This is a genomic window from Stenotrophomonas sp. STEN009 (genome assembly GCF_056760395.1).
The window spans coordinates 38,052-62,435 of sequence record NZ_JBRRES010000019.1 but is presented as its reverse complement, the minus strand read 5'-3'; the positions used below and the strand labels follow the sequence as shown (position 1 = coordinate 62,435).

The following is a 24,384-nucleotide window of genomic DNA, read 5'->3' as shown; positions in this document are numbered from 1 at the left end:
CGACCCATTGGCGATGTGCAGGCCCTGCTGACATCGGTTCGGCTATGCTGCCGCACCTTCCCGCGCCGACGGCCATGCATCCTTTCCCCCTTCCCGTCTCCGCACCCGACCAGCTTGCCTATCGCCTGCTGCAGGACAGCGACTGGGCACGCTCGCCGGCGGCGGCACAGGCGCCCTGCGAGCTGCGCACGCTGCTTGCGATGATCCTCGACTCTCCGGAACCTCTGTGGATCGCCTGGGGCCTGAGCGAAAAGGCATTCTTCTTCAACGATGCCTACCTGCCGATGCTGGGTGACAAGCTGCACGGCGCCATGGGCAACCGCCTGGACGTGGTGTGGTCTGACGTCTGGGCCGATGTGGAGCATGCCATCGATGCGGCGTTCGCGGGCCGCAGCCGCAGCTTCAAGAACCTGCCGCTGATGATGGACCGCGACGGCACGCTGCGCGAGACCTTCTGGACCTTCTCCTATTCGCCTCTGCGCGATGCCAGCGGTGCCGTCGCCGGGATCATCTGCGTGGTCAGCGAGCAGACCGAACGCGTGATCGAGCGCGACCTGCACAGCCGCCAAGTGGCCGCGATCACCGAACAGGCGCGCGAGGCGCACCTGGAACTGGTGCGGGCCCGTGAGCAGCTCAGGCAGTCGCAGAAGCTGGAAGCCATCGGCCAGCTCACCGGAGGCGTCGCGCACGACTTCAACAACCTGCTGCAGGTCATCACCGGCTCGGTGGACATGCTGCTGCATACCTGGCCGGCGGAAGATCCGCGACGCCGCTACGTGCAGGCGATCGGCAATGCGTCGGACCGGGCCACACGGCTGACAGCGCAGCTGCTGGCCTTCTCGCGCCGGCAGAGCCTGTCACCGGAGGTGTTCGACCTGTGCGAGAGCGTGCAGGCCCTGTCGGACATCATCACCACGGTACTGGGGGCACGCATCCAGGTGTCGGTCAACCTGCCTGATCGCCCGCTGCCGGTGCTGCTGGACCGCACCCAGCTGGACACCGCGCTGATCAACATCGCCGTCAATGCGCGCGATGCGATCGACGGCCACGGCACGGTCACCATCGACGTCGAGCAGGTTACAGCGGTGCCTTCGGTCCGCTTCGCGGCACCGCTGAAAGGTGACTTCGCCGCCATCAGCGTGACCGATACGGGCACTGGCATCGACCCTGGCGTGGTGGATCGCATCTTCGAACCCTTCTTCACCACCAAAGGTATTGGTGCCGGCACCGGCCTGGGCCTCAGCCAGGTATTCGGTTTCGTCAAGCAGTCCGAAGGCGAGGTGGACGTCAAGAGCGAGGCTGGCGTCGGTACCCGGTTCACGCTGTATCTGCCGCTCACCCGTTCCGGCGAGGCGGTGGCGCGGCCGGCGGCACAGCCGGGCCTGCTGCACGGGCACGGGCTGTGCGTGCTGGTGGTGGAGGACAACGTGGATGTGGCCGAGTTCGCGGTCGGAGCCCTGCGCGAACTCGACTATGAGGTGGTACTGGCCCGCAACGCCAATGAGGCACTTGCCGAACTGGAACAGGACGCCACGCGGTTCCATGTGATGTTCAGCGACGTGGTGATGCCCGGCACCAACGGCCTGGAACTGGCCCGGCACGTGCGTGATCGCTTTCCGGATCTGCCCATCATCCTGACCAGCGGCTACAGCGAGCTGCTGGCACGCGACCCCGGCCACGGCTTCACCCTGCTGCGCAAGCCCTACTCGCTCAAGCAGCTCGCCGTCGTGATGACCGAGGCCGCGGGCCGGAGGGAGGTTGCGACGATACGGGCGTAACGTCCTCCGCACGTGCCCAGATGTCCATCGCGCCATCAGGGAATAGGCACATCATCACTGCAAATGCTAATCTTTCTCATTTGCGGTTGCCAATCCCCTCCCATGACCCTATTCCCGCTCCGCCGCCGCGCGCTGTGCGCGGCCCTCGCCCTGCCCCTGGCGCCCCTGGCACAGGCCGCCGCCCCACCCACCACCGCGACCACCCAGCTCGACAAGGTCGAAGTGCGTGGCCGTGCTCAGACGCTGTACCGGGTTGACGACGCCGCGGTTGGCACCCGCACCGATACCCCGCTGGAGCTGGTGCCGCAATCGGTGCAGGTGGTGCCGCGCGAGTTGATCGACGACCAGGCTGCGCGCCAGGTGACCGACCTGTACCGCAGCATCAGCGGCATCAGCTTCTTCAGCTATGCGGGCGTGACCCTGCGTGGCTTCCGGCAGGAAAACGTGCTCTATGACGGCCTGCGCGGCGACCCGTATGCGGGCTTCGCGGTGCCCCAGCTGTTCAACATCGAGCGGGTGGAGGTGCTGAAGGGTCCGGCCGGCGCACTGTATGGCGGTGGTGATGCCGGCGGCGTCATCAATTATGTGACCCGCAAACCGCGGGCCACGGCTGAGCGCCGCATCGAAGTCCAGCTGGGCAACGAGGATTTCCGCGCCGGCTCGGTCGAGGCCACCGGCCCCCTGGATGCGGCCGGCCGCGTGCGCTACCGCGCCGGTCTGTACGGCGACACCGAGCAGGGCGTGCGCTGGAACACCGACAGCGAAAGCGTGATCGGCGATGCATCGTTGGCCTTCGATGTGGGCGATACCGGCGAGCTGACCCTGCAGTTCACCGACATCACCCAGAACCTGGGCGGCAACCGCCTGCGGGGTGTACCGGTGAATGACGCAGGTACGTTCCTGACCGATCGCCGCTGGAACCACAACGAGGCCAGCGACTTCCTCGACATGCGCGCGAAGGTCGCCCTGGCGCAGTATCGCTTCGCGCCGGCCTCGAATCTGGATGTGGATTTCGCCGCGCGCTGGTTCACCAACAACGAGCACCAGATGTATCACGAGCCGATGGGGCTGATCGACCGCGATCGCGATGGCGTGGCCGAGTGGATGACGCGCCAGCTGCGCAACCAGATCCGCGACAACGAGGCGTTTACTGTCAACGGCAATGCCGTGTGGCGGGTCAGTACCGGCCGCATCGAGCATAAAGTGCTGTTCGGCGCTGACGTGTACCAGCTCGATGCCGACTTCACCGCGCAGACCGCCAACAGTGCCGACCTCGCGCGCGGTGCGGGGCCGGTGCGTGGCATCGACCTGTTCAATCCAGTGTATGGCGCCAGCACCTGGCACGACTACGCTCTGACTACCCTGCCCTGGCGCAGCACTTCCACGCGCAGCACCCGCTACGGCGGCTACCTGCAGGACGAACTTGCGCTGGGCACGCGCTGGCATGTGCTGGCCGGCCTGCGCTGGGATGGCTTCAAGGACGAGGATCGCCTCGGCGGCAGCAGCGTGGATGGGCACGACCTCAGCTGGCGGCTGGGCAGCACTTTCACCGTGCGCGAGGGGCTGAACCTGTACGCGAACGTGGCCAGCGGATTCGTGCCACAGAGCGCGGCCAACCAGGACCGTGCTGCCGGCGGCCCGTTCGACGCTGAACGCAGCAAACAGTGGGAGATAGGCATGAAGTCGCTGCTGGCCGAGCGTGTGACCCTGAACATGGCGGCCTACCGCATCGACCGCAGCAACATCGTGCAGGCCACCGGCGAAGTGACCGCAGGCGTGAACCAGCTCGCCGCGCTGGGCCTGGTGCGCAGCACCGGCATGGAACTCGATCTGCTGGCCGATGTGACCGATCGCTGGGTGGTGAACCTCACCTACGCGTACAACGACGCACGGGTGAAGGATGCGGGCCCGAACGGCATCACCAACGCCTCCGGAGACCGCTTCGCCAATGCACCGCGCAACACGCTCGGCCTGTGGACGCGTTACGACCTGCCTGCGCTGAACTCGGCCATTGGTTTCGGTGCCGACTATGTCGGCGAGCGCATCAGCCTGGACGGGCAGAGCGTGAAGGCCTACACCGTGTTCGACATGAGCTGGAAGACCACGTGGAAGCAGTGGCAGTTCCAGGCCAACGTCAAGAACCTGTTCGACAAGGTGTATGCGGCCAGTGGCTTCATTGCGCGCAACGGGCACTTCCCCGGGGAACCGCGCCGGGTGTACGTGCAGGCGGCCTACCGCTTCTGACGGGCGGTCGCGCTGCCGGCCCCGCGCAGGGGCCGGCAGCCTGCAGCACCTGCGTTACCGGGCGGGTGCCGCCGGCACCAGCACGCCATCCTTGAACGAAAGCGGGATGGTCACTGCCCCCTGCGGCGATGACAGCTGAAGGGTCAGCGACTGGCGGGCCGACGTGCAGGACGAGGCGATGCCCTGGAACCAGGAGCGCTCCGGTACCTGTGCATTGATGGCCTGCAGCTGCGCGGCAGGAACCGCGACGCCATCCACCTTCAGGCCAGTCAACCTGACCGGACCCGGCGATTCCACCACGAGCTCGAACACGCGGCTGCCACAACTCATCTGGTGTTGCGAGGTGTAGCGGTTCGCAGGCAGTCCATCTTCGCTGCGCAGCACCGCCAGCCCTGGCGAATCGGCACGCGCCACCGGCGCACAGGCTGCTGCGCCCACGGCCAGAACGGCCACCGCCCATGCGGCCTCTATCTTCATAGCGTCGTACCCAGCGTTTCCGCATCGCGGTCGTTGAAATCATACTCACGGGTCACACCGTCGGGCCCGATGATGTAGTAGCGGAACTCTTCGGCATTCATGCCGTTGTCGCGCAGCAGATCGGCCACACCCCAGTCCCCGCCCTCATAGGCCACGCCGCCAACGGTGCGGTTGTCGGACGGGTACTTGTTGACCTCATGCGTCTCCGACGGGAAGACCCCGGCCGGATGGGAATGGATGATGCCCACCACCTGGCCCGGCGAGATGCCCCACTCCAGCAGCGGATAGCTGATGGCCCCGGGGTTGCTGGCATCACCGCGCGCCAGTGGGCTGGTCTTGATTTCACCGGTCACTGCGTCGCGGTAGATCACCGTGCCCAGCTCCTGGCTCTGATAACCCGGATCGGCCTTGATCAGTGCCTCCACCTCACGCGCGACGGTGTCAGCCTGTCCATCGACCTGCTCATACGCGCTCGGCGGCGCTTCGCCACCGCCACCGCCGCCACCACCGCCATCGCCCGGGTCCCACGGATCGGTCCAGTCTGGCGGATCGATATCCGGCCAGCCGCCGTCATCCGGCGGCAACGCATCCACCGGCGGCAGATCGGTGGTGTCCATCTGCGCACCGCCAGAGACCAGTGCGAGCTCTTCCAGCGACAGCTCGCGAATTCCATTTTCCTGCATGCGTGCAACTCCTTGCTTCGAGCGTGAGGTGTGGTGTTTAGCGCAGCAACTGCGTGAAGGTCAAATAGCACATTCGCATTACGTCAAGATGAAGAATCGTCGTTGCGCAAGTGCGATGCGCGTTCATTTTTATCGTCTATCACCCTTCCGTCCGAATCAGATTTTTCTGACAGAGCACTGTCCACTTCGTGTGATAAATGTCCGAGGGCCGCATGAAGGCGGCAACGACGCATCCGTAATCTGCATCGGACAAACAAGGAGTTGTGAGATGTCTGCAAGTGGAGTTCGTGATCTCTCCCCCGAAGAACGCGCACTGGTCTCCGGTGGCGCGCAGGTGGACACCACCGATCTGCCGCCGGTCGATGTGACCCCACCGGACGACTGGGGTCCCAACCCGGATCCGCCGGACTGGCCTGATCCGTGGGATCCGGGCGATGGCGGCGGCGGCGGTGGCGGCGGTGGTGGTGGTGGTGGTGGCGACGGCGGTGGTGACGGTGACGGACAGCCGGACTTCACCTTCATCGATGTCAAGCCTTTTGAAAGCAAGCTGACCTACACGCCGGGCGAGAATGGCGAGCCGGGCTTCAACAAAGCGGTGTTGACCTACCCGATTCCCAATGAATTCGGCCAGTGGACGGTCAGCACCGAGCTGAAGTTCAACACCGACGGCACCTTCAAGGACGGCAAGGGCACATTGGATTTCGTCGGCAACGATGGCAGTCTTCTCAAGTGGCAGCTGAACGAAGGTTCCTGGACCTCCACCGTCAATGGTGGTTACTACTGGGATATCGGCGCCGGCTTCGGCTTTCAGATCAACCTGATCTACAACTCAGCGGACAACGACATAAAGGGCGAAGCCCAGTTCCTCTACAACAAGAGTCCTTGATCCCTCTTGGGATGCCGCGTCCGCGGACGCGGCATCCATCTGGAGTCCCATGCGTCCCCTTTTACTTGCATTGCTGCTCGTTTCATCCTGTGCTGGTGCCGCTGAGACAACCCGCGTCACGCAGATATTCAACGACCCCACGCCGGTCAGCCAAGCGCTGGCTCAAGGTGATGTCGCTGCACTACGGCAGCTGCAGGTCAATGCAACCAATACCGTCGTAAAGAAGATGGCCAGGGCCGCCGAACGCCGCGTTCTGCTGGACGTTCCTGGAGCCCGCGAAGCGTCAGATGAATGTATCCAGATGGCGCAGCAGACTACGCATCTGGCCGGGCTGACTGTCTGCGGAGCACTGCGAGCTGGCGTCGAGGTGGTAGCGGGTGACCTGCCTGCATGGGCACGCCTGTCGATGCAGGCGCGGGAGCGCGTTCGGGCCGCTGCGGAGAAGCGGGGCAAAACATTGGGAAATGTCGATGTATTCACCCGCATTCCAGACTACGCCGCGATGGCCGGTCGGCCCGCTCCCAAAGTCGATTCATCTGGCCAAGGACGTATCGCCCTGCACACAGGAACGGTTACGGTAGCGTCCAGCCAGGATCACGACGGCGGCCGTGTCGCTTATCCCAACATGGCGCAACTGCAGATTGACGGAAAGACTGTTGAGGTTCTGGTCGACACCGGCTCGGCACTGACCATAGTGCATCCCGCGGCGATAACTGCGCCCCCGCTCATGGAGGGATTCACGCTGTCCGGCGTGCTGGGCGACTCACAACAGCGCAGCAGGATGGCCCAGCCGCAGACCCTCCAGTTTGGTCCCTTGATCATCTCGCAGCCATTGGTATCCGTCAGCGAACGCATTCCTGCGAACCTTCTTGGCCTCGATGTTCTATCTCGTCTCGGCCGAGTCCTGATCGGCAAGGATGGCCTGCAGGTGCTCGCGGAGGGATCTGCCGCTCCGGCCTGCGACGCCCCGATGTTCTCGGCGGCAGACCTGAGCGGTACGCAGACCGTCCCAAGGTTGTTCATTACTGTTGACGGCAAGCGCCAGGAAGCAATGCTGGATACTGGTAACAGTGGCGAGTTGATGGAAGCCCTGCCAATCGGTGTGGCTCTGCCACCAGGTTCAGTTCAACACAGTGTTGTTCAAGGCGTACAAGGACAGCAGCGAAGAGCATCGGTCGTGCGCGAGGCCGTTGTGCAGACCTTGGACGGCTCTGCAGAATTGCAGATGAGCACATCCACTGGAAACCATCCAAGCAAGACGCGCTATGTGCTGGGCGGCGGCAGCCTGCGCAAGGTCTCCATCTATCTGGATTTCATCACAAACAAGGCCTGCCTGATGTCTTTGGGGGCTACCCAGTCGGCACACTGATATCGCATCTTGATTGAAATCTCCGCATCAGCACAGCCACTCAGGCCAGAATGGAATCAGCCGGCTGATGATGAAGAGCCTGATACGATCAATTGAAAGGGTCTGCTGCAGTGCAGAGCAAACTACTCGTATTCGTGGCTGTCGTTGCGATGGCATCCTGCAGCAGCCATGGCGACCCCTATCTGGCGCAGGGCGTTCGTGAAACCACGGCTGCACGCCAATGCATGGACCAGTGTCGGGACCACTATGCCAGCTGTCATTCCGCCGGAAGCAGTAGCGGCTGCCTGGGATCGGCATCCCAATGGGGTGGCAACTGCGAAGAAATCCAGGACAGGGATCTTCGTCGATCATGCCAGGCGAGCGTGGATTTCTGCCGGAATCGCCTTCCGGACATCAAGTGCGGGGAAATACGCGACCGCTGCCTGAGTGCCTGCGGTGGGGGCTAGCGTGTCGCAGCAAGCGGCCGCTTAACGAAAGCAAGCGCAGGGCGCGTTCATTTTTGTCGTTTATCACCCTTCTGTCCGAATCAGATTTTTCTGACAGAGCACTGTCCACTTCGTGTGATAAATGTCGGAGCGCCGCATGAAGGCGGCAACGACGCATCCGTACTCAGCATCGGACAAACAAGGAGTTGTGAGATGTCTGCAAGTGGAATTCGTGATCTCTCCCCCGAAGAACGTGCACTGGTCTCCGGTGGCGCACAGGTGGACACCACCGATCTGCCGCCGGTCGATGTGACCCCGCCGGACGACTGGGGTCCCAACCCGGATCCGCCGGACTGGACCGATCCGTGGGATCCGGGCGATGGCGGCGGTGGCGGTGGTGGTGGCGGCGGTGGTGGTGGCGACGGCGGTGGCGAGACCACCTTCAGTTCCAACGCCAGCATTGATGGCAACGGTGTAGCCAGCGCGACCCAGACATGGGTCTTGCAGGACTACAACCTGACCTTCAACCTGACCGAGAACCTGAATCTGACCAATGGCAACTGGGGCCTGGCCGGTAACGGCAGCTTCCAGTATGCAGGCCAGACCTACACCCTGGGCCTGACCACCGATCACTTCAATGTGAGCAACTACAACGCCAGCTTCAACCAGGACTTCGGTAACGGTGTGTCGTTCAACATCGGCCTGACGTTCGATCCGAACACCAACTCGTTCACCGGCCAGTTCAACCTGGTCATCAGCGGGTTCTGACGCTGCACCGGAACATCGGCCACCCGGGAGACCGGGCGGCCGATACGTGTCACAGAGGAGCTGAGGCAATGAAATTCCTGATGTCCGCAGTGATCGCACTGGGCGTGGCCGCCCCCGCCGGGGCCCGCGATGTGGTCGCTGAAGACAGCCATGGCATCACCGTAGCGGTGATGCAGGGCAACAGCGCGGCCCTGGAGCGGATCGGCAAATCCAATACCACGGCACGGCTGGCCGCACGTGCCGGCTACCACCGCACGCGTGGCGAAATCGCCCAGTCCAATCGCTGGGCCGACACCTGTATCGCCGACGCTGCCGTGGTGGCCGAAAAGAGCCAGGGGGTCATGTACCTGTGCCGGAGCCTGCGTGCCGGCAACCGTCTGCTGGAAGGCGACATCGCCGGCTGGGCCGCCGACATGCAGAAGGTCCGCGCGCTCTATCAACAGCATGTCGCGCCGTCGCTGCGTGCAGGCGAGGAAGTAAGCGGCATCACCGCCCCCGCGTTCGAGTCCTTCAGCCAATGGCCGCGATCGGCCACGCTGGCCGCACCGCCGCCTGCCGGAACCCGCCTGCCGCTGTCGGCCAAGGCCGGTGTTCCTGTCATCCGCGGCAAGATCCGGGGCGGCCAGGATGGAAAGCAGCGCGACATCGACTCCGATTTCATCATCGACACCGGCGCCACCCGTTCGCATATCAGCCGCAAGGCCGCACAGGCGATGGGCCTGGCGGTGACCGACGACTTCTCCACCGACAATTCGCGGCCCGGGCAGACCGTGGCGATCGGCCTGGCCGCTCCGGTCGATGTGCAGCTGGGCGATCTGCACTTCAGCAACGTCGCCTTCACGGTCACCGACCAGATCGAGTTCAACATCATCGGCCTGGACCTGCTGTACCGGCTGGGTCCGCTGGTGCTGCGGCCCACCGAGCTGGAGCTGCTGAAGACACTGCCGGCCGATACCTGCCGGCAACCCCTGGCAACCACCTCTGCACTGTGGGGCGGCCAGTACTCGCTGCGCCTGCCGATGCGCATCGGCAAGCGCGACGAGCTCGTCCTGCTCGACACCGGCACCGATGTCGCACTGGAAGCCTCCGGCGTGGACCTGTCCACCTACCCACAGGCCAGCTTGGTGCAGCGACGCCGCTGGACGATGCACGGCCTGCAACCGGTCCGCTACGCCGAGGCCACCGCACCGGTCACGTTCAATGGCCGCACGGTCACCCTGCAGACCCAGGTCTCCGACCAGCCCGCCAACGTGTTCCCGATCTCCTGGCGGGTGGGCTTCGGCCTGCGCGACGATTACGACTACTACGTGGACGTGGCCGGTGGCCGTGGCTGCCTTGCGCCCCGAATCGCGCGATGATGTCCCTACCCATCCCACTCTCCGCAACGACGCGGCACCGCAGGCCACATGGAACCAGCCAGAAAGGATGAGACGGCGGATGTGATTCCGCTGTTCCGCAACGAAGCGATCGAGGCCGCCACGCAGCGCTTCGGCTCACCGGTGCAGGCACCGGGTGTCGGCATGTGGCTGGCCACCGGCTTCGTGGTTGCGCTGCTGGGCCTGGCGGTACTGTTCCTGGTGACCACCTCGTTCCCGCGCAAGGAAACCGTATCCGGTGCGCTGGTCCCCTCGCGCGGCCTGTTGCCGATCATCAGCCAGCGCTCGGGCATCGTCAGCAACGTGCATGTGGAGGAAGGCGCGAAGGTCCGCCAGGGCGACCCCATCGTCAGCGTCTCGGTGGATTCGGTGATCGACACCGGCGAAAGCACCGGTGCCACCCTGTCTGGCATGGCCGAGCGCCTCACCCAGGCGTCGGTCGATCGCGAACGCGCCACCGAAGCATCCCTGAAAAGCCAGGAGGCCGGCATCCGCGAGCGCATGCTGGGCACCACCCGCCAGCTTTCGGTACTGCGTGACAACGTCACGCTGTACCAGCAACAGCAGGCCATCGCCGAGAAGACCGTGCACGACCTGGGCCGCCTGCGCGCGGACAAGCTGGTATCCGAACTGCAGTACCGCGACGCGGAGGTGCGGGTACTGAACGTGCGCCAATCGGTGGCCGAAGTGCAGACGCGCATTGCCCAACTGGAACAGGAGCACGAGCAGATGCGGCACGAGCTGGGCCGCCTCAAGGCCGAGCGTGACGCCAACCGCGCCACCGCGCTGTCCGAACTGCTGGGCGCGCGCGAGAAGGCGATCAACTACAAGCTGGGCACGCAGTTCAATCTGGTGGCGCAGTCCGCCGGGCAGGTCACCTGGCTGCAGGCCAAGCCGGGCGCCACGGTCACCGCCGGGCGCACGCTCGGGGTGATGATGCCGGAAGGCTCGCAGCTGTTCGCCGAGCTGTGGGTGCCCTCCTCGGCCATCGCCTTCGTCAATGTCGGCACCGACGTGCGGCTGATGTACGACGCCTTCCCCTACCAGAAGTTCGGCGTCGGCCGCGCCCGGATCGTCAAGATCGCGCGCTCACCGACATCACCAGAGGAACTGCCCGCCGACCTGCAGGCCGTGGAAAGCCAGTACCGCCTGCTGGCCGCGCTGGACGACCAGCAGATGCAGGCCTATGGCAAGGCGCTGGCACTGACCCCGGGCATGCGCCTCAAAGCCGATCTGGTTCTGGAGAAGCGTTCGCTGCTGGACTGGCTGCTGGAGCCACTGCTGGCGGCGAAACGACGGCAGGAATGAGGTTGACGGTCGGCGCTGTCGCGGAACTGCAATGCCCACGCTTCGCGCAGAGCGGGCGATGAGTTCGCTCCCAGTGGGCGACTTCATCGCGTGGGAAAATTGCTATGCTCGCAGGCCCCTTGGTGGATGTTCATCCAAGGGTTACAAGCAGCGCGCTTACTCAGAATGATCTGATGCACCGTAGCTATCAACCATCCAACGTCTGGCAAGGGATTTGTTCATGTTGAAGACTGGTATCCGTCCACTTTCCGTTGAAGAGCTTGCGCTTATTTCTGGTGGTGCCCAGGTTGACACCAACGATCTTGGAACAATCGAGGTAAGACCGCCTGGAGGGGATGACGGATGGTTCGACATTGATCCCCCAAACTTCGATGATCCATATGACACTGGTCCGGGGGATCAAGGCGGCGGTGGCGGTGGCGGTGGTGGTGACGCCCCCAATCCTTTGGATCAGTACACGGTAACGTCACTCGGTGAAGCCGTGGACGCCATTGTCAACAAGTCCCCAACGCTTGAGGGATTGGTTCAACTGGCCAAGAACTACTATGGATTCTCCATTGCGTGGACCGACGGCCATTCCCGAACCGACTACTCTAGCAAGACCCTTTACATCAAGACTTATCCTGATGTCGCTGACTCTATCGCACAGCTGACACATGAGCTTGGCCACTCCACATTCGACGGGCAGTGGACTTCATCCATGTCAAGGGACGCAGCCATCCAGATGGGTCTGAGGACCGAGGGCGAAGCGACGATGTACAGCATGGCTGTTCAGCGCGAGTTGGCGGCGCAAGGCATATCGATGAACCTCCCGGCTGACATTGCAAATGCCGGAACCTATGGTTCGATTTATGACTCCTATGCGGCTGGCCATATAGGATGGGATGACGCCGCACGCCAGATCGGCGAGATCTACCGGAACGGTGAGCGCATCGATGTCAATGGAACCCCCGGTCGGGAAGATGACATTTCGTATGGGGACTACTACGGAAATTGGTGGGACAGTTCCCATCCTGCTCCCAGCCCCTCGCCCGGTGGTGGCGGTGGTGGCGGTGGTGGCGGTGGTGGCCATTTCCAGGAACAGGAACGATGAACCTCAATCTCTCCCGGAAGCATCTCCTGCTGCCTCTGTTGTCTTTGACCCTGTCACTCGCATTCCAGGCATCTGCTGAAGACGGCGCCCGAGGAAAGGACAGCAACGAGAATTCACTTGAAGACGTGATTCAGAAGCTTGCCGATGCCCCTTGGCCGCTGGGCTTCGATTTCTTCCGAAGCATGGGCGCACGTGAATTCATGCAGCAGGGCAACAGCAATACCGACCCCGTCGTTTTCAGGTCAAGCCCGATCGAGACCCGCGATGGTTACCGGATCGCCTATACCGAATTCAGGATCCATCCGCGCCTGGTGCAGGGAATCAGTTTCTTCTATGCCAAGCTGGAACAGGGTCATTGCTATCCCGCTGCGTCCTTGAAGGAAAAATACGCGCTTGAGCAGTTCATGTATCCGCCGAACCCGCACAATGCAGCCGCTGAACGAGTGAGCAGGGAATCTGCTTACGAGCTTCGTTCCAACGGGACTGTCCTGCACTTCACTACCGATGGATCCCGCGACGAGTGCCTGCTCAGCTTCTATCGCGCCGCACGCTAGGATATGCGCCCCACCGTGCAGTGAAGGATGGCGATTGTCGGGCGCTGGGCGCCCGGTAATTCTGGTTGGATGCCCGCATCGGCGTGGTTTCATTCCTGGCTGTAGCACGCCTCAAAGCCTGTCTGGTTCTGGAGAAGCGTTCGCTGCTGGACTGGCTGCTGGAGCCACTGCTGGCGGCGAAACGACGGCAGGAATGAGGTTGACGGTCGGCGCTGCTGTGGGCGCCGCTGCGGTGGGCTTGCGGGTATCGCCCACCACCCTGCCCTGATCGATGCGCACCAGACGGTCGGCCAGGCGCATGGTGTCGGGGCGGTGGGTGATCAGGATGCGGGTGATATCCAGCTGCGCCAGCGCCTGGTAGATGCGGCTCTCGCGCGCCACGTCCAGGTTCGCGGTGGCCTCATCCAGCACCAGGATGCTGGGCTTGCGGTACAGCGCGCGGGCCAGCAGCAGGCGCTGCTTCTGGCCACCGGAGAGGGTCGAGCCCATGTCGCCCACCAGCGTTTCCAGCTGCATCGGCATGCGCTGCACATCCTCCTTCACTGCCGCCATTTCCAGGCACTGCCAGACCAGCGCGATGTCCGGGCGCTCGGCGAAGAAAGTCACGTTCTCCACGATCGAACCGGTCAACAGCTCATCATCCTGCATCACCACGCCCATCCGCTGACGGACCACGCGCGGCCCCCAGCTGGCGATGTTCAGCCCGTCATAGAGCAGCTCGCCGGCGCTGGGCGGGTACAGCCCGGTCAGCACCTTCACCAGCGTGCTCTTGCCACAGCCGGACGGGCCGGTGATGGCCACGAACTCGCCCGGCGCAATGGCCAGGTTGATGTCCTTCAGCGCCGGCGCTTCCTGTGCCGAGTACTGGAAGTACACCGAACGCAGCTGGATGTGCCCCTCCATGCTGTCCGACGCCGAAGGATCCTTGCTGAAGCCCTCTTCGCTGGGACTGAGGGCAATATCGGCAATGCGGTCCGAATGCAGCTCGGTCAGGCGCCAGGCGATGCACTGGTCCACCAGCGTGGTCAGCCGGTTGCTCAGCTGCTGCCGGTAGGCCACGAAGGCATACAGCGCGCCTACTGTCAGCGTGTTGGCCAGTACCGCCTGGGCGCCGATGTAGACGATGGCCACCAGGCTGAGGCCATCAAGCAGGGTGCGCCCCGCGCCGATGCCAATCTGCAGGTTGGCGCTGTTCAACGAAGCACGCACCAGATCGGCGTACTTGTTGGCCCAGATCGATTCGCGCGAGAACTCGCCGCCCATGGTCTTGATCGACTGCATCGCGCGCAGCGTTTCGATGCGCGTCCCGCGCTCGGCGATGTTCGCCTGCAGACTGGCCATGCCCATCTTCATCGACATCGGGATGGCGGCCACCCGCATCAGTACGTACAGCCCCAACGCAGTCAGTGCGACCAGACTCATCAGCGGCGAGTAGACGAACATCAGCACGATGATGCCCAGCGCCAGCACACCGTCCAGCAGTGCGCCGATGAGTCCGTTGGCGATCAGCTGGCGGATCGGGTCGATCGACTCCATCCGCGACAGCGCATCGGCCAGACGACGCCGGTGGAACCAGGTCAGCGGCAGGCTGACCAGATGATGGAACAGGCGCCGGCTCATGTCCCAGCCCATCAACGCCGACGCCCGCTGCAGCGTGACCCCGCGCAGCGCCTCGGCCAGGCTGTTGAACACGGCCACTGCACCGAACCCCAGTGCGAGCGCCATCAGGAAGCCCCGGTCGCCGCGCAGCACACCCTCGTCCACAGCCAGCTGCATGAAGAACGGTGACAACAGCACGAAGCCCTGCAGCAGCAGCGTATAGACCAGCGTATGGAACAGCGCGGTGCCGACGCCGCCCTTGAAGCGGATCATCGACCAGATGTTGAGCGGCGAACGCTGCTTGCGCGGCCGGAAGCTGGGCGAGGAACTGACCTCCACCGCGATGCCGGTGAAGGCTTGGGAAAGCTCCGCTTCGCTGAAGGACAGCGAGCCATGGGCCGGGTCGATGATGTGGTAGCGGCCGCGTGAGACCTTCTCCAGCACCACGAAATGATTGAGCTTCCAGTGCAGGATGGCCGGCGTGCCCAGATGCTGCAGATCGCTGGGCTCGCAGCGCACCGGCCGGCACTGCATGTCCAGCGCGCTGGCCAGCGCGATCAGCTGGTTCAGGTCCACACCGCGCTGGGAGTTGTGGTACTTGCGCCGCAGCTCGCTCATTTCCAGATCCGCGCCCAGCATGGACGAGCAGATCGCCAGGCATGCCAGCCCGCATTCGCTCACTTCAGACTGCACCCGCCAATAGCGCTTGTTGAACATCAGACATCCTCGTTCCGGTCGGGCATGGCCGGCTGCTGTCCCAGCCATGCATACAACTCGATTGCCGTGCAGTGCCAGGCGTACAGCCCTTCCCAGCGACCGTACAGCTCCGCCTCGCGCAGGCGCACTTCGTAGCCGCCACGGGACAGCACCGTCAGCACCTTCAGCGGGATGAAGCAGGCCTGCGGAAGCCCGGCGCGGTGCAGGCAGAAATTGAACAGCGCGCGCCCCAGCCGGCCATTGCCGTCGGCAAAGGCATGCGCATTGTTGGCCAGCGCCAGCAGCTGCACCGCAGACCGCAGGCCCTCAGCCGGAGCGGGCGCGGCCCGCTGCCGCAGCAGCTCGTCCCAACGCGCGGCCCCCTGCAGGGCCGGCACCATCGGCAGCTGCGCGCGCCCATCACGGGCGCGGATCCATACCGGCCCGCTACGCAGCGCGCCGTCACCGCCGGTGCTGAGCGAGACGAAGCGCTGCACATCGGCCATCGACAGCGGCCCGTGCACGGTGCGGTGCCACTGCCGATAGACGTCGGCCTCGGCCGCCTCCGCCGCAGCCAGCGCGGCCAGATCGAACGCCGGCATCTGCATGTGCGCCGACAGCGGATGGCGCAGCTGCTGCACCGCCGCCCGCAGCCGCGGATGCCCGCGATGGGACCACAGCGTTTCGCAGGGCTGCGCGCAGGGCAGCAGCGCGGGCAGCATGAGGTTGCACGCCTGCAGCCGCTCTGCCAGCGCCGGGGACGGCGGCGGCGGCGGCAGCGGCATCAGCCCCCGTTCGGTGGCGACGGGGGCATCCGTGGGCGCGGTGGCGAGGCGTGCGGTCATCACTGCCCCGTCCCGGTACCCGGCAGCAACAGCACCAGGCCATGTTCGCGCGCGTCCGTGCCCGGCCGGCGCGATTGATACAACTGGGTGAAGTACGAGGTCAGCTTGACCATCAGCCACGGCTCGGCGTCGCACGGCACGAAGCGCATGTCGATGTGTTCAAGCAGGAATTTGCGGGTCAGCCGCTGCAGCGCACGCCCCGGCTCGAAGCGGACGTCTGCCCGCGCACTGTAGAACACCACGATGTCCAGATCGTTCGGCACGGCATTGGAGACGTCCACGAAGCTGCCGCCCACCAGACAGCAGTGCACCTGCACCACCTGCGCCAGGTCGGCGAGTGCGCGCCCCAGCGCCGCCAGCCGCACCCGACGCAGGCTGCTGCCGCCGAACGCGCGCTCGAAGGCCGCACGGTCGGCCAGCCAGGGGGAGGCATTGCCCGGTGTACTGGCAGCGATGGGCAGCAGGTACTGCGGCAGGCCCGCATCCACGATGTGCTGGAAGGGGGTTTCCACGGCGCCGGCGGGCGCGGCACCGGCCGGCCGGGCAGCGGGCGCCGGGCCCGCAACGCCCAGGTAGGCACGGATGCGCCCTGCCTGTGCGCGCACCAGCGCGGCCTGGTCCGGGAACACCGCGACCGAGACGTAGGCGAAGCGGTCGGCCACTGAAAGTGAAAGCGCATCGAATGCCTTGCGCACTGCGATGCGCTCGTCGGCGGGGAAATCACGCTCCGGGAAGCGGGCAGCATCGGCCGACGCCGCCGTCGGCGCCGAGCACCGCTGATACAACCCGGCGTTGACGATGGCCAGATCCAGATCGGAAAACGCGGGATCGAAAGCCGCGCCATCGCGCAGCGAAAAGCCGAAGCGGGCCGAGCCGACAATCTGCACATCGGCCACCGGCACCGCCAGCAGCTGGCTCACTCCCCGCAGCAGCGGCGCAAGGCTTTCGGTGTCGCCAGCACACAGTGCCGGCCCGTCCAGCGCGGCCTCAGCGATCTGCTCGGCCGCCACACTGCGAGCGTGCTGTTCGCGAATCCATTCAGCGTAGTTCATCAGGCATCCAGGCCAACGGTGGAACGTCTCAACGCTAGCATATCCACGCGTCGGGCTTGTGCACGCAGCCCCGCAAATACATGCCTGAACAGGCAGCCCAATGCGTCGGACCAGTACCGCTGCCGCAGAGCGTGGTCTACTGTCGTCCCCCAAGGATGAGGCACATCGCATGATCCACCCCCGTTCCGCGCTCGGACGCGCGTCGCCGCTGGCCCTGCTGGCCCTGCTCTCGGCCTGCCAGAGCGAGAAGGTCGGCGAGTTCTTCAACCCACCGCAGGAGGTGCAGGCGCACAGCGAGTTCCGTGTCAGCGGGCTGCCGGCGCTGGCCTACCCGAACCTGGTCTCGTCGGCTTCGGTGGAAGGCGGGCAGGCCCGCGTCGATGGCAACGGCCCCGGTTACATGGATCTCCAGTTCTTCCCCATCACCTCCGCCGATGCGCTGGACAGCACCGACGCTGCGTGGGCCCGGCAATCGCAGTACCGCGCGCCGGATCTTTCCGGTATCGACTTCAGCACGCAGTTCGCCTTCCTGGTGGCGCACCCGGAGCTGTCCGGCTATGCCGCGATGACCAGCGGCCAGTACGCCACGTTCTTCAGCACGGTGAAGGTGGCGTACCTGGACGACCGCGTCGTGGTGCATCTGGACGCCAGCCGGCTGGGCAACATCAATCCGATCACGGCCCTGGGCAGTCCCTGGGCCGGCAAGCTGTACACCCTCGAACGGCGCGGCCGGACGCAGCTGGAAGTAAAGCTTTACGAGAACCGCTACCGGTTCACGCTGGTGCCGGAGACCGCGCCTCCGATGGCGCCCTAGCGGACCTTGTACAGCACCGCGGCGCCAGGGCGCGGCTCGAAGGCCGGCACGGTCTGCTGGCTCAGCGCCCTGCCCTGGGCATCCCACACCAGGGTTTCCACCGGGTACTCGTCCTTGCGCGTCATCGCGTCGATCTGGCCGATGACCACGGTCGCTGCCGCTGGAACGTCCGGGTTCCAGCCGAACACACCTACCCGGCCGTAGAACACGGCCGGCGCGCTGGCGTCCAGGCGCCGGTCCGGGCACATCACCAGGCCACGATCCAGCATCACCCGCAGCGCGCCGACCGGGACCTTCTTCACCGTGGGCGTGGTGCGCTCGGCGCTGTGGCCGGGGCAGACATTGGCGGCGCGGGTGACCATGTGTTCGGCCACCTCGCGATCGGACTGGGCGAAGGCCAGCGTGGGGGCGAGGCAGAGTGCGAGCAGCGTGAGCGAGGACATCCGGGTCATTGCAGGTTCCTGTTCGGGGTGCGCAGCGACCTTAGCAATGGCGGACGGCGGAAATGCAAACGAGGCGTGAGGGACAACAGGCGGCTCAGGGAACGAGGCAGCGCTCGATCTGCATCGACAGCGCATGGCAGGCGTCGAACATGCCATGGACCAGCGCCGCCGAGGGATAACAGTCGGGATCGTCGTTTTCCCGGGCCACGTGGGATGCCTGCAGCACTGCCGTCAGCGCGGTGATACCGGATGCGCATCGGGTCGCCAGGGCCAGATCGAACGCACGCCCCGGGCTGAGGCGGGTTTCGGTCCAGGGCTGGCCATCCGCGCGCAGGTTCCTGCCATGGCCCAGCAGATGGGTGAAGAACGCGGACGGTGGCGAGGACGCGGCGGCATCGCTGAGGGCGTCTTCCATCTTTTCAGCAAGGGCGTCGGGAAGATCACGCAGCGCATCGCCGAGCAGGGCGTGCAGGCGGGGATAGTCGGGGCGCAGATCAGGCATGGCGGCAACCTCACAGGTGGGCCACCCGCAAAGGCAAGGTGGCGGACGGTGCGGGTTGGCGTGCCGGATACATTGTCCAATGCCGGCGGATCAAAAGATCCCCACACACCGTCCGCCATGAACTGGCAGACGGTGCATTGTCGTGATTGCAATGGGAGGTGCAACCGCGACTCGACGGACAACGTATGTTCGGGACGCCAATCCCGGCCAGGGCGGGTGCCTTGGCGCGGCCATCGTTTGCCCTGCGCGGCCTCTGGAAAAGAGGCAGATGCGGCATTTGGCGCAGCACGCGACAGAGCGCCGCGAGTGAAACATCAACTTGTGACCGTCTTCACTCGACGCCGCTGACCGAGGCACGCCTGCGTTGATCCAGAACCCGCAGCACCACGGCGGGTCGCGACACAGTGCGGCCTGCCATCCGCCTCGCCGCCTATTCAGCCAACCCGACCTGAACCGGCGCATCATGGAGCCCTGGTCTGCAATGGAAGCGAACCATGGGACGGAACTGGATTGTGATGGGGGACCCGACCTCCAGCGGCGGACGGGTCATCACGGCCTCAAGTGAAACCGACATCGACGGCATCGGCGTCGCGCGGGTCAGCGACAAGGCGACCTGCCCTACCCTGCATAAAGGCGTCTTTCCAATTGTTGAAGGCGATGCCACCTTGATGGTGGACGGCCAGCCGGTGGCGTTGCACGGCAGCGCGCTCGCCTGCGGCTGCCGGGTGTTGTCCAGCCAGCAGGCCGTGGTGCATGTCACGGGGGGCGGAGGGGGTGGTGGCGGCGGCGGGGCCGCAGGCGGTGCCGGCAAGGCGGCCGCGGTCGCCAGCACGGCCGCACAGCTGGCGCGCGCACTGCCCACCGCGTTCGATCAGGCCATCCGTTTTCTCGGCCTGCAGGGCGCACCGTTGGCCGAGGTGCCGTACACGCTGCATCTGGCCGATGGGCAGATCCTTTCCGGCACCACCAATGCGCAGGGCGAGACGGCGCGGGTATCGACCGCGCAGAGCCAGGCCATCGTGCGTGCCGAACTGCGCCCGCCGACACAGCCGACCGGCTGCTGTGCGCGTACGGCACCGGCCAGCACCGACGAGGCGGAAGTGTTCGATGTGGACGGTGTGGTGACCACCGCCGAGGGCATGGGCACCTCCGTGGTACAGGTCAGTGCGCCTGGTCACGAACGCGCCATGACCGCCGGCGAGATCGAAATGGCACGCCTGGTGTTCGGCGATGCAGTCGACTACAGCACCGTGAAAGTCCATAACCACGGCTACTGGATGTTCTTCGGCTTCCAGGACAAGGACACCGCCGTGACGCCCAACGGGCAGATGTACTTCCCGAAGGGTATCTATCGGGAGGATTACTCGCTGGATACCGTGAGATTCCAGGCGTTCTTCATCCATGAGATGGCCCACGTCTGGCAGTATCAGCTTGGCTACAACGTCAAGCTGGTGCGGGCACCCCGGCCGAACATGAGCTACGACTACGTGCTTGACGAGACGCGGCTGCTGCATGACTACAACATGGAGGCCCAGGGTGACATTCTGGCGGACTACTTCCTCGTCACGTTCCGTGGCTCACAGTCGAGCATGAACAACACGCGTTATCGCGCGACGGCTGGCATCGGCGCACAACTCGAGCGCGCGCTCTCCCAGTTCCTGGCCGACCGCAGCAGCAAGGACAACCTCCCGAGGACGACCCGATGATGCGACTACAACTGCCGGTGGCTCTGCTGGGGCTGCTCCTGCCGATGATGGCCAGCTGCTCCTCGCCAGCCGGTCGCTACCAGCAGGCGACGATACAGAGCCGTGAGGGTGTGCCCTGCTTCGGCGTGCCCGATACCCATGAAACGCGCGTCAACGCCCCCCTTGTCACTGGCGTGTCCGTGATGGAAGTGGGCACCGGCGGCACCCCGCTATGGGAACATGATTTTCTGCGCGAGGGCACAACCGAACCTGCGCTGCCCCCCAGCCAGTGCCTCACCTACGGCGAGGGCGCGGCATCCGCCCCCGCGCTGCGGCCGGGCAAGCGCTACCAGGTGGAGATATGGGGGCGCACACCTGGCACGCCGGGCAAGAAGAATGAAGCACAGGCGCGTGTGTTCAGTGCCTGCTTCCACATGGTGGACGTGGCCGGCAAAAGCATGAAACCCGTCATATCGGACTGCGCGACTGCACTCTCGTCCGGACCGCCACCCGTACGCGAAGACGGCACGTAGCAGATGCCACTTCGAGGTGACCCGTTGATGCGACAGACGGTGGCCTTGGTGTTCCTGCTGTTGCCAATGATGGCCGCGGGTTCACAGCCACAGGGAACCTATCAGCGCGCCACGATCCAGGCACACGATGGCGTACCGTGTTTTGGCGTGCCTGACACGCGTGAGACACGTGCGGCCCCGCCGATTATCGCGGGCGTGACAGTGACGGAAGTGGGCAAGGGACATCCGCCTGTCTGGCAGCGCATCTTTCTTCGCGAAGGGTCTACCGAGCCTGCGCTGGGTCCTGGTCAGTGTCTGCCGTACGGCCTGGATGGAGAGCCTGCACTCGGCACAGCTTTGCGCGCGGGAAAGCACTATAGGGTGGTTGTTTCCGGTTACACCCCGGGTACCTCCGGCACCACGAGTGGTGCGGAGAAGCGTGTGTTCAGCGCCTGCTTCCACATGGTGGAAGCGGCTGATGCTGTGAGACCTGTCGAATCGGACTGCTCAACTGCGGCTTCTGCCGGCATGCCCTTGGGAAGGCGCAGAGTTCAATCCGAAACCCACGACAAACACCCTCGTTGAACTAATCTTGATCAACCCAACCATGTAAATGCAATCGCGGGAAGGAGCAAGGGATGCACTTCTTCTACTTGGACGAGTCGGGCGATACCGGCGCGAACTTGGCGGACGCCCAGCAACCAGTATTTGTGCTTGGAGGGGTCAACCTGCGCGATGAAGGGTGGAACACAACCTACGCCGCTTTGTCCGACCTCCTCAACGACTATTTCGGCGGTGCACCTCCAGCTGCCTTTGAGCTACATGGGTGCGAGTTGCTTTCGCCCAATGGTGAAGGTCCCTTTGCGGGCCACCTGATTGAGCGGCGCTTGCAACTTGTACGAGATCTTCTCAGCGTAATCGAGTCGCGGAAGCATCACGTCCACTACATTGCCATAGACAAGTCGAAACTTGCAGCCGCCCTCGCGATCAATGTCGCCGCCCTTCCCACCCACGCAAGCACGCCCTATACCCTCGCGTACGACTACATGATTACCGAGATCGACCATAGGGTTTCAGAAGGTCTGGGCCGCACAGCGAGGGGGATGCTGATTATCGACAAGAAGGATGAGCACACTCATGCCATTGCGGAAATAACCCAACGACGCCGCTTCGGGAGTCCAGTGGCGTGCAGAACAAAGTGGATTGCCGAGTTCAGCTATCCCCTCGACTCGACACGCAATCTCCTCGTCCAGCTGTCGGACCTAGTCATCCTCTGCCTCCGGCGCTTCTTTGAGATTGAGGGCGGGTACAAGCCGGACACCCCGGCGGTCGTACGACAGTTCTATGCCGAGTGCTTTCGTCGGCTTTACCAAAGAACGCCAATTAAAAAGTTGGCTCTACATAAGGGCGCGGCGAATGCGACTCTCAACGCCCTGCTCGACGGCACGTGCTGCCGCCCAGCTCGCAACGTCGCCAAGAGGTACGGAATCCCCGCCTAACTCACGGTCGGCCTGGAGTGCCGGCTCCATGCCCCCAGCCGCCTAGCAGCGCGACCGAACCTATCCATCAGTCGATAGACGAAAACTCATTGAAGTCATCCAGCCAGCTTGGCGGGATGCTTGATGGCAAGCATGAACTTGCATAAATGATTGGCGGAGAGAGTGGGATTCGAACCCACGGAAGGTTTAACCCTTCGCCGGTTTTCAAGACCGGTGCCTTAAACCGCTCGGCCATCTCTCCGTATCGGCCCGGCACTGCTGGCCGGCCACGCATTCTCGCACGGCCGGAGGAAATGCCCAAGGCCCCCGCCACGGCTCGACCTCCAAGTCGCAACAATGTTCATGGCTAGCACCGTCCTAGACCACTAGCCTGCTCATTTCCGCTCGGCAATGGCCCACATGAACTCTCTCGACCTTCTCTCCATCCGGCCTGGCATGCCCGCCAGCGCGCTGGCCAAGCTACTGGGAAATCGCTGGCGCGAGCCGGATGAACAGGGCCGTCTGACCTGCCTGACAAAGGATGTGTTCGCCCGACTGGATGAGGAGCGTGCCGTTGGATATGTCCTGTTCTCCTGTTCGATGCCAAGGACGCTCCTGATTGAAGGATTGCGCACGGGCATGTTCATCAGCGATGCTCTGGCCGCCAACCCTCGCCTGACAGCACTTCCGGAAGATCCTGATACGACAGAGGCCGGGCGGACGCGCTATGGCTTCATCTCGGACGGTGGGATGAAGGTCACCGCGAACGTGAGCACACAGGACAACACGGTCAGGAGCGTGCGCCTCGACAATCCTGGTGCCGTCTACTGTGAGCCAGCCCTCCCCGTATTCGATCCGACGCTGACCAATGCCTTCGACCTGGAGCTGGGTCCGCAACGGATACTCCCCAGGGTCGACCGGGGCGACGAATGGAGCGGCGGTTGGACCCTCGGCCTGCCACCGGGCATCTCCTCCGCGCAATGGCCGCTCAGTGCAAGCAACGGGCAGCCACTGCGACACGCCTTCACCCTGCACCTGCCCCCGGAGTACCGAGTCAAGGGAGAGCAATGGATTGCCCTGTGCATGTTTGTCGACGATCAGCAGGAGGAGCTGTCGCACGTGGAGGAGATCGCTGCGTTCTTTGACAGTCCGCTTGCAATGACACCGCCCGATGACAGCAACCTGCTTCCTTTCTGGCATTACCGCCATGCCAAGCATCCCCACAGCCGCACCATGGAGGACATCCTCGGCACACAGTACTGTGCGATCTGGCTCACACAGCAGGAATTTGAAGGCGAACTGAGCTTGCCCCCCAAGTCGCTCTCGACCCTGCTGGAAGACCCGCCCGGTTGGATAGAGAAGGACTACGCCAGCTACTTCCACGACAGCTGGCTGTACACCAGAAACGGGGACGACCCTATTCCGGGCGCGGGAATTGGCGATGCTGCCAATCCGTCAGTCGCGTTGCCGATCAACGCGGTCATCCGCGCTGATGATCCCAATGTGGGCAGATCGCCCCGTGAATGGGAAAGCGAATGCGCCATCAGTGGATACATCGAGGCATTCAGCGATCTCGGACAAGAACTGAATCTGAGTCGCTGGGATTCCGTTGCCCACCTCGGTGGAACAATGCTGCCCCAGCAGGGCTACCCTGAGTTCGGCCCCTATTACCTCGAGTTCGAGGAAGGCTTCGGTGGCTTCAACTTTGGCTGCGGCAACGCCCAGCTCGATCTTGAACAGATGAAGATCGATTGGGCTTGCGGATGACAGCTACGCATTGAAACAAGAAGCCCCCGG

21 protein-coding genes and 1 tRNA gene are annotated in these 24,384 nt (G+C 64.2%); 14 read left to right on the top strand and 8 right to left on the bottom strand.

The window, feature by feature from the left end:
• Positions 1–74 precede the first annotated feature (74 nt).
• Positions 75–1,778 carry an ATP-binding protein gene (locus ACVOMM_RS10795; RefSeq protein ID WP_481526224.1) on the top strand — a complete coding sequence of 568 codons (1,704 nt, stop codon included), beginning with the start codon at positions 75–77 and terminating at the stop codon, positions 1,776–1,778.
• Positions 1,779–1,880: 102 nt separating this feature from the next.
• Positions 1,881–4,022: a TonB-dependent siderophore receptor gene (locus ACVOMM_RS10790; protein ID WP_460255834.1), complete on the top strand. Its 2,142-nt coding sequence runs from the start codon at positions 1,881–1,883 to the stop codon at positions 4,020–4,022.
• A 54-nt stretch (positions 4,023–4,076) separates the two neighbouring features.
• Here ACVOMM_RS10790 and ACVOMM_RS10785 read toward each other — a convergent pair whose 3' ends face one another.
• Together ACVOMM_RS10785 and ACVOMM_RS10780 are read right to left on the bottom strand one after the other, a co-directional pair.
• Positions 4,077–4,499 carry a hypothetical protein gene (locus ACVOMM_RS10785; RefSeq protein ID WP_053517859.1) on the bottom strand — a complete coding sequence of 141 codons (423 nt, stop codon included), beginning with the start codon at positions 4,497–4,499 and terminating at the stop codon, positions 4,077–4,079.
• The gene (locus ACVOMM_RS10780; RefSeq protein ID WP_053517858.1) at positions 4,496–5,182 is read right to left on the bottom strand and encodes a hypothetical protein; all 687 of its coding nucleotides are present in this window, start codon (positions 5,180–5,182) and stop codon (positions 4,496–4,498) included. The genes ACVOMM_RS10785 and ACVOMM_RS10780 overlap by 4 nt, the downstream gene beginning before the upstream one ends.
• A 268-nt stretch (positions 5,183–5,450) precedes the next feature.
• Between ACVOMM_RS10780 and ACVOMM_RS10775 the strand changes: the two genes are divergently transcribed.
• The 7 genes from ACVOMM_RS10775 to ACVOMM_RS10745 all read left to right on the top strand — a co-directional run bounded on the left by ACVOMM_RS10775 (position 5,451) and on the right by ACVOMM_RS10745 (position 12,961).
• Complete coding sequence (locus tag ACVOMM_RS10775; protein ID WP_180877049.1) at positions 5,451–6,068, top strand: hypothetical protein; 618 nt, start codon at positions 5,451–5,453, stop codon at positions 6,066–6,068.
• A 49-nt stretch (positions 6,069–6,117) separates the two neighbouring features.
• Positions 6,118–7,437, top strand: coding sequence for a retropepsin-like aspartic protease (locus tag ACVOMM_RS10770; protein ID WP_081279812.1), 1,320 nt, complete (start codon positions 6,118–6,120; stop codon positions 7,435–7,437).
• 638 nt (positions 7,438–8,075) lie between these two features.
• On the top strand, positions 8,076–8,630 hold the full coding sequence (locus ACVOMM_RS10765; RefSeq protein WP_164972387.1) for a hypothetical protein: 555 nt from the start codon (positions 8,076–8,078) through the stop codon (positions 8,628–8,630).
• Between the two features lie 68 nt (positions 8,631–8,698).
• Complete coding sequence (locus ACVOMM_RS10760) at positions 8,699–9,988, top strand: retropepsin-like aspartic protease (protein WP_481526223.1); 1,290 nt, start codon at positions 8,699–8,701, stop codon at positions 9,986–9,988.
• Positions 9,989–10,036: 48 nt separating this feature from the next.
• On the top strand, positions 10,037–11,314 hold the full coding sequence (locus tag ACVOMM_RS10755) for an HlyD family secretion protein (RefSeq protein ID WP_481526222.1): 1,278 nt from the start codon (positions 10,037–10,039) through the stop codon (positions 11,312–11,314).
• Positions 11,315–11,534: 220 nt separating this feature from the next.
• Entirely contained in the window at positions 11,535–12,407 is an 873-nt protein-coding gene (locus tag ACVOMM_RS10750) for a hypothetical protein (RefSeq protein ID WP_481526221.1), read from the top strand.
• Positions 12,404–12,961 (top strand): hypothetical protein, encoded by a 558-nt coding sequence (locus ACVOMM_RS10745; RefSeq protein WP_445394334.1) that lies wholly within the window; start codon positions 12,404–12,406, stop codon positions 12,959–12,961. Before ACVOMM_RS10750 ends, ACVOMM_RS10745 begins: the two co-directional genes overlap by 4 nt.
• 111 nt (positions 12,962–13,072) lie before the next feature.
• Here the strand turns inward: ACVOMM_RS10745 and ACVOMM_RS10740 are convergent, their stop codons facing one another.
• The 3 genes from ACVOMM_RS10740 to ACVOMM_RS10730 are packed head-to-tail and all read right to left on the bottom strand — an operon-like array spanning position 13,073 to position 17,153.
• Positions 13,073–15,277: a peptidase domain-containing ABC transporter gene (locus ACVOMM_RS10740; protein ID WP_065176244.1), complete on the bottom strand. Its 2,205-nt coding sequence runs from the start codon at positions 15,275–15,277 to the stop codon at positions 13,073–13,075.
• Positions 15,277–16,101, bottom strand: a complete 825-nt coding sequence (locus ACVOMM_RS10735; RefSeq protein ID WP_481526220.1) for a Fic family protein — start codon at positions 16,099–16,101, stop codon at positions 15,277–15,279. The genes ACVOMM_RS10740 and ACVOMM_RS10735 overlap by 1 nt, the downstream gene beginning before the upstream one ends.
• On the bottom strand, positions 16,101–17,153 hold the full coding sequence (locus tag ACVOMM_RS10730) for a DUF6932 family protein (RefSeq protein WP_197601017.1): 1,053 nt from the start codon (positions 17,151–17,153) through the stop codon (positions 16,101–16,103). Before ACVOMM_RS10730 ends, ACVOMM_RS10735 begins: the two co-directional genes overlap by 1 nt.
• 169 nt (positions 17,154–17,322) lie before the next feature.
• Between ACVOMM_RS10730 and ACVOMM_RS10725 the strand changes: the two genes are divergently transcribed.
• Positions 17,323–17,967, top strand: a complete 645-nt coding sequence (locus ACVOMM_RS10725) for a hypothetical protein (protein WP_481526219.1) — start codon at positions 17,323–17,325, stop codon at positions 17,965–17,967.
• Here the strand turns inward: ACVOMM_RS10725 and ACVOMM_RS10720 are convergent.
• Together ACVOMM_RS10720 and ACVOMM_RS10715 are read right to left on the bottom strand one after the other, a co-directional pair.
• On the bottom strand, positions 17,964–18,395 hold the full coding sequence (locus ACVOMM_RS10720; protein ID WP_193396701.1) for a hypothetical protein: 432 nt from the start codon (positions 18,393–18,395) through the stop codon (positions 17,964–17,966). The genes ACVOMM_RS10725 and ACVOMM_RS10720 overlap by 4 nt on opposite strands.
• A gap of 109 nt (positions 18,396–18,504) precedes the next feature.
• Positions 18,505–18,912, bottom strand: a complete 408-nt coding sequence (locus tag ACVOMM_RS10715) for a hypothetical protein (protein WP_053517843.1) — start codon at positions 18,910–18,912, stop codon at positions 18,505–18,507.
• A 515-nt stretch (positions 18,913–19,427) separates the two neighbouring features.
• Here ACVOMM_RS10715 and ACVOMM_RS10710 point away from each other — a divergent pair.
• The 3 genes from ACVOMM_RS10710 to ACVOMM_RS10700 all read left to right on the top strand — a co-directional run bounded on the left by ACVOMM_RS10710 (position 19,428) and on the right by ACVOMM_RS10700 (position 22,608).
• Positions 19,428–20,618 carry a PAAR domain-containing protein gene (locus ACVOMM_RS10710; protein WP_481526218.1) on the top strand — a complete coding sequence of 397 codons (1,191 nt, stop codon included), beginning with the start codon at positions 19,428–19,430 and terminating at the stop codon, positions 20,616–20,618.
• Entirely contained in the window at positions 20,615–21,130 is a 516-nt protein-coding gene (locus ACVOMM_RS10705) for a hypothetical protein (RefSeq protein ID WP_180877061.1), read from the top strand. Before ACVOMM_RS10710 ends, ACVOMM_RS10705 begins: the two co-directional genes overlap by 4 nt.
• A gap of 617 nt (positions 21,131–21,747) precedes the next feature.
• Entirely contained in the window at positions 21,748–22,608 is an 861-nt protein-coding gene (locus ACVOMM_RS10700; protein WP_263174944.1) for a DUF3800 domain-containing protein, read from the top strand.
• Positions 22,609–22,759: 151 nt separating this feature from the next.
• On the opposite strand, the gene ACVOMM_RS10695 is transcribed toward ACVOMM_RS10700, so the two are convergent.
• Positions 22,760–22,849 (bottom strand) — tRNA-Ser (locus ACVOMM_RS10695).
• A 158-nt stretch (positions 22,850–23,007) separates the two neighbouring features.
• Here ACVOMM_RS10695 and ACVOMM_RS10690 point away from each other — a divergent pair.
• Positions 23,008–24,354 carry a DUF7256 domain-containing protein gene (locus ACVOMM_RS10690; protein ID WP_283219161.1) on the top strand — a complete coding sequence of 449 codons (1,347 nt, stop codon included), beginning with the start codon at positions 23,008–23,010 and terminating at the stop codon, positions 24,352–24,354.
• Positions 24,355–24,384 lie beyond the last annotated feature (30 nt).

What these genes read in the sequence shown, in the direction of transcription:
- ACVOMM_RS10795 (WP_481526224.1), top strand. Translation starts at nt 75, where the DNA reads ATGCATCCTTTCCCCCTTCCCGTCTCCGCACCCGACCAGCTTGCCTAT.
- ACVOMM_RS10790 (WP_460255834.1), top strand. Translation starts at nt 1,881, where the DNA reads ATGACCCTATTCCCGCTCCGCCGCCGCGCGCTGTGCGCGGCCCTCGCC.
- ACVOMM_RS10785 (WP_053517859.1), bottom strand. Translation starts at nt 4,499, where the DNA reads ATGAAGATAGAGGCCGCATGGGCGGTGGCCGTTCTGGCCGTGGGCGCA.
- ACVOMM_RS10780 (WP_053517858.1), bottom strand. Translation starts at nt 5,182, where the DNA reads ATGCAGGAAAATGGAATTCGCGAGCTGTCGCTGGAAGAGCTCGCACTG.
- ACVOMM_RS10775 (WP_180877049.1), top strand. Translation starts at nt 5,451, where the DNA reads ATGTCTGCAAGTGGAGTTCGTGATCTCTCCCCCGAAGAACGCGCACTG.
- ACVOMM_RS10770 (WP_081279812.1), top strand. Translation starts at nt 6,118, where the DNA reads ATGCGTCCCCTTTTACTTGCATTGCTGCTCGTTTCATCCTGTGCTGGT.
- ACVOMM_RS10765 (WP_164972387.1), top strand. Translation starts at nt 8,076, where the DNA reads ATGTCTGCAAGTGGAATTCGTGATCTCTCCCCCGAAGAACGTGCACTG.
- ACVOMM_RS10760 (WP_481526223.1), top strand. Translation starts at nt 8,699, where the DNA reads ATGAAATTCCTGATGTCCGCAGTGATCGCACTGGGCGTGGCCGCCCCC.
- ACVOMM_RS10755 (WP_481526222.1), top strand. Translation starts at nt 10,037, where the DNA reads ATGGAACCAGCCAGAAAGGATGAGACGGCGGATGTGATTCCGCTGTTC.
- ACVOMM_RS10750 (WP_481526221.1), top strand. Translation starts at nt 11,535, where the DNA reads ATGTTGAAGACTGGTATCCGTCCACTTTCCGTTGAAGAGCTTGCGCTT.
- ACVOMM_RS10745 (WP_445394334.1), top strand. Translation starts at nt 12,404, where the DNA reads ATGAACCTCAATCTCTCCCGGAAGCATCTCCTGCTGCCTCTGTTGTCT.
- ACVOMM_RS10740 (WP_065176244.1), bottom strand. Translation starts at nt 15,277, where the DNA reads ATGTTCAACAAGCGCTATTGGCGGGTGCAGTCTGAAGTGAGCGAATGC.
- ACVOMM_RS10735 (WP_481526220.1), bottom strand. Translation starts at nt 16,101, where the DNA reads ATGACCGCACGCCTCGCCACCGCGCCCACGGATGCCCCCGTCGCCACC.
- ACVOMM_RS10730 (WP_197601017.1), bottom strand. Translation starts at nt 17,153, where the DNA reads ATGAACTACGCTGAATGGATTCGCGAACAGCACGCTCGCAGTGTGGCG.
- ACVOMM_RS10725 (WP_481526219.1), top strand. Translation starts at nt 17,323, where the DNA reads ATGATCCACCCCCGTTCCGCGCTCGGACGCGCGTCGCCGCTGGCCCTG.
- ACVOMM_RS10715 (WP_053517843.1), bottom strand. Translation starts at nt 18,912, where the DNA reads ATGCCTGATCTGCGCCCCGACTATCCCCGCCTGCACGCCCTGCTCGGC.
- ACVOMM_RS10710 (WP_481526218.1), top strand. Translation starts at nt 19,428, where the DNA reads ATGGGGGACCCGACCTCCAGCGGCGGACGGGTCATCACGGCCTCAAGT.
- ACVOMM_RS10705 (WP_180877061.1), top strand. Translation starts at nt 20,615, where the DNA reads ATGATGCGACTACAACTGCCGGTGGCTCTGCTGGGGCTGCTCCTGCCG.
- ACVOMM_RS10700 (WP_263174944.1), top strand. Translation starts at nt 21,748, where the DNA reads ATGCACTTCTTCTACTTGGACGAGTCGGGCGATACCGGCGCGAACTTG.
- ACVOMM_RS10690 (WP_283219161.1), top strand. Translation starts at nt 23,008, where the DNA reads ATGAACTCTCTCGACCTTCTCTCCATCCGGCCTGGCATGCCCGCCAGC.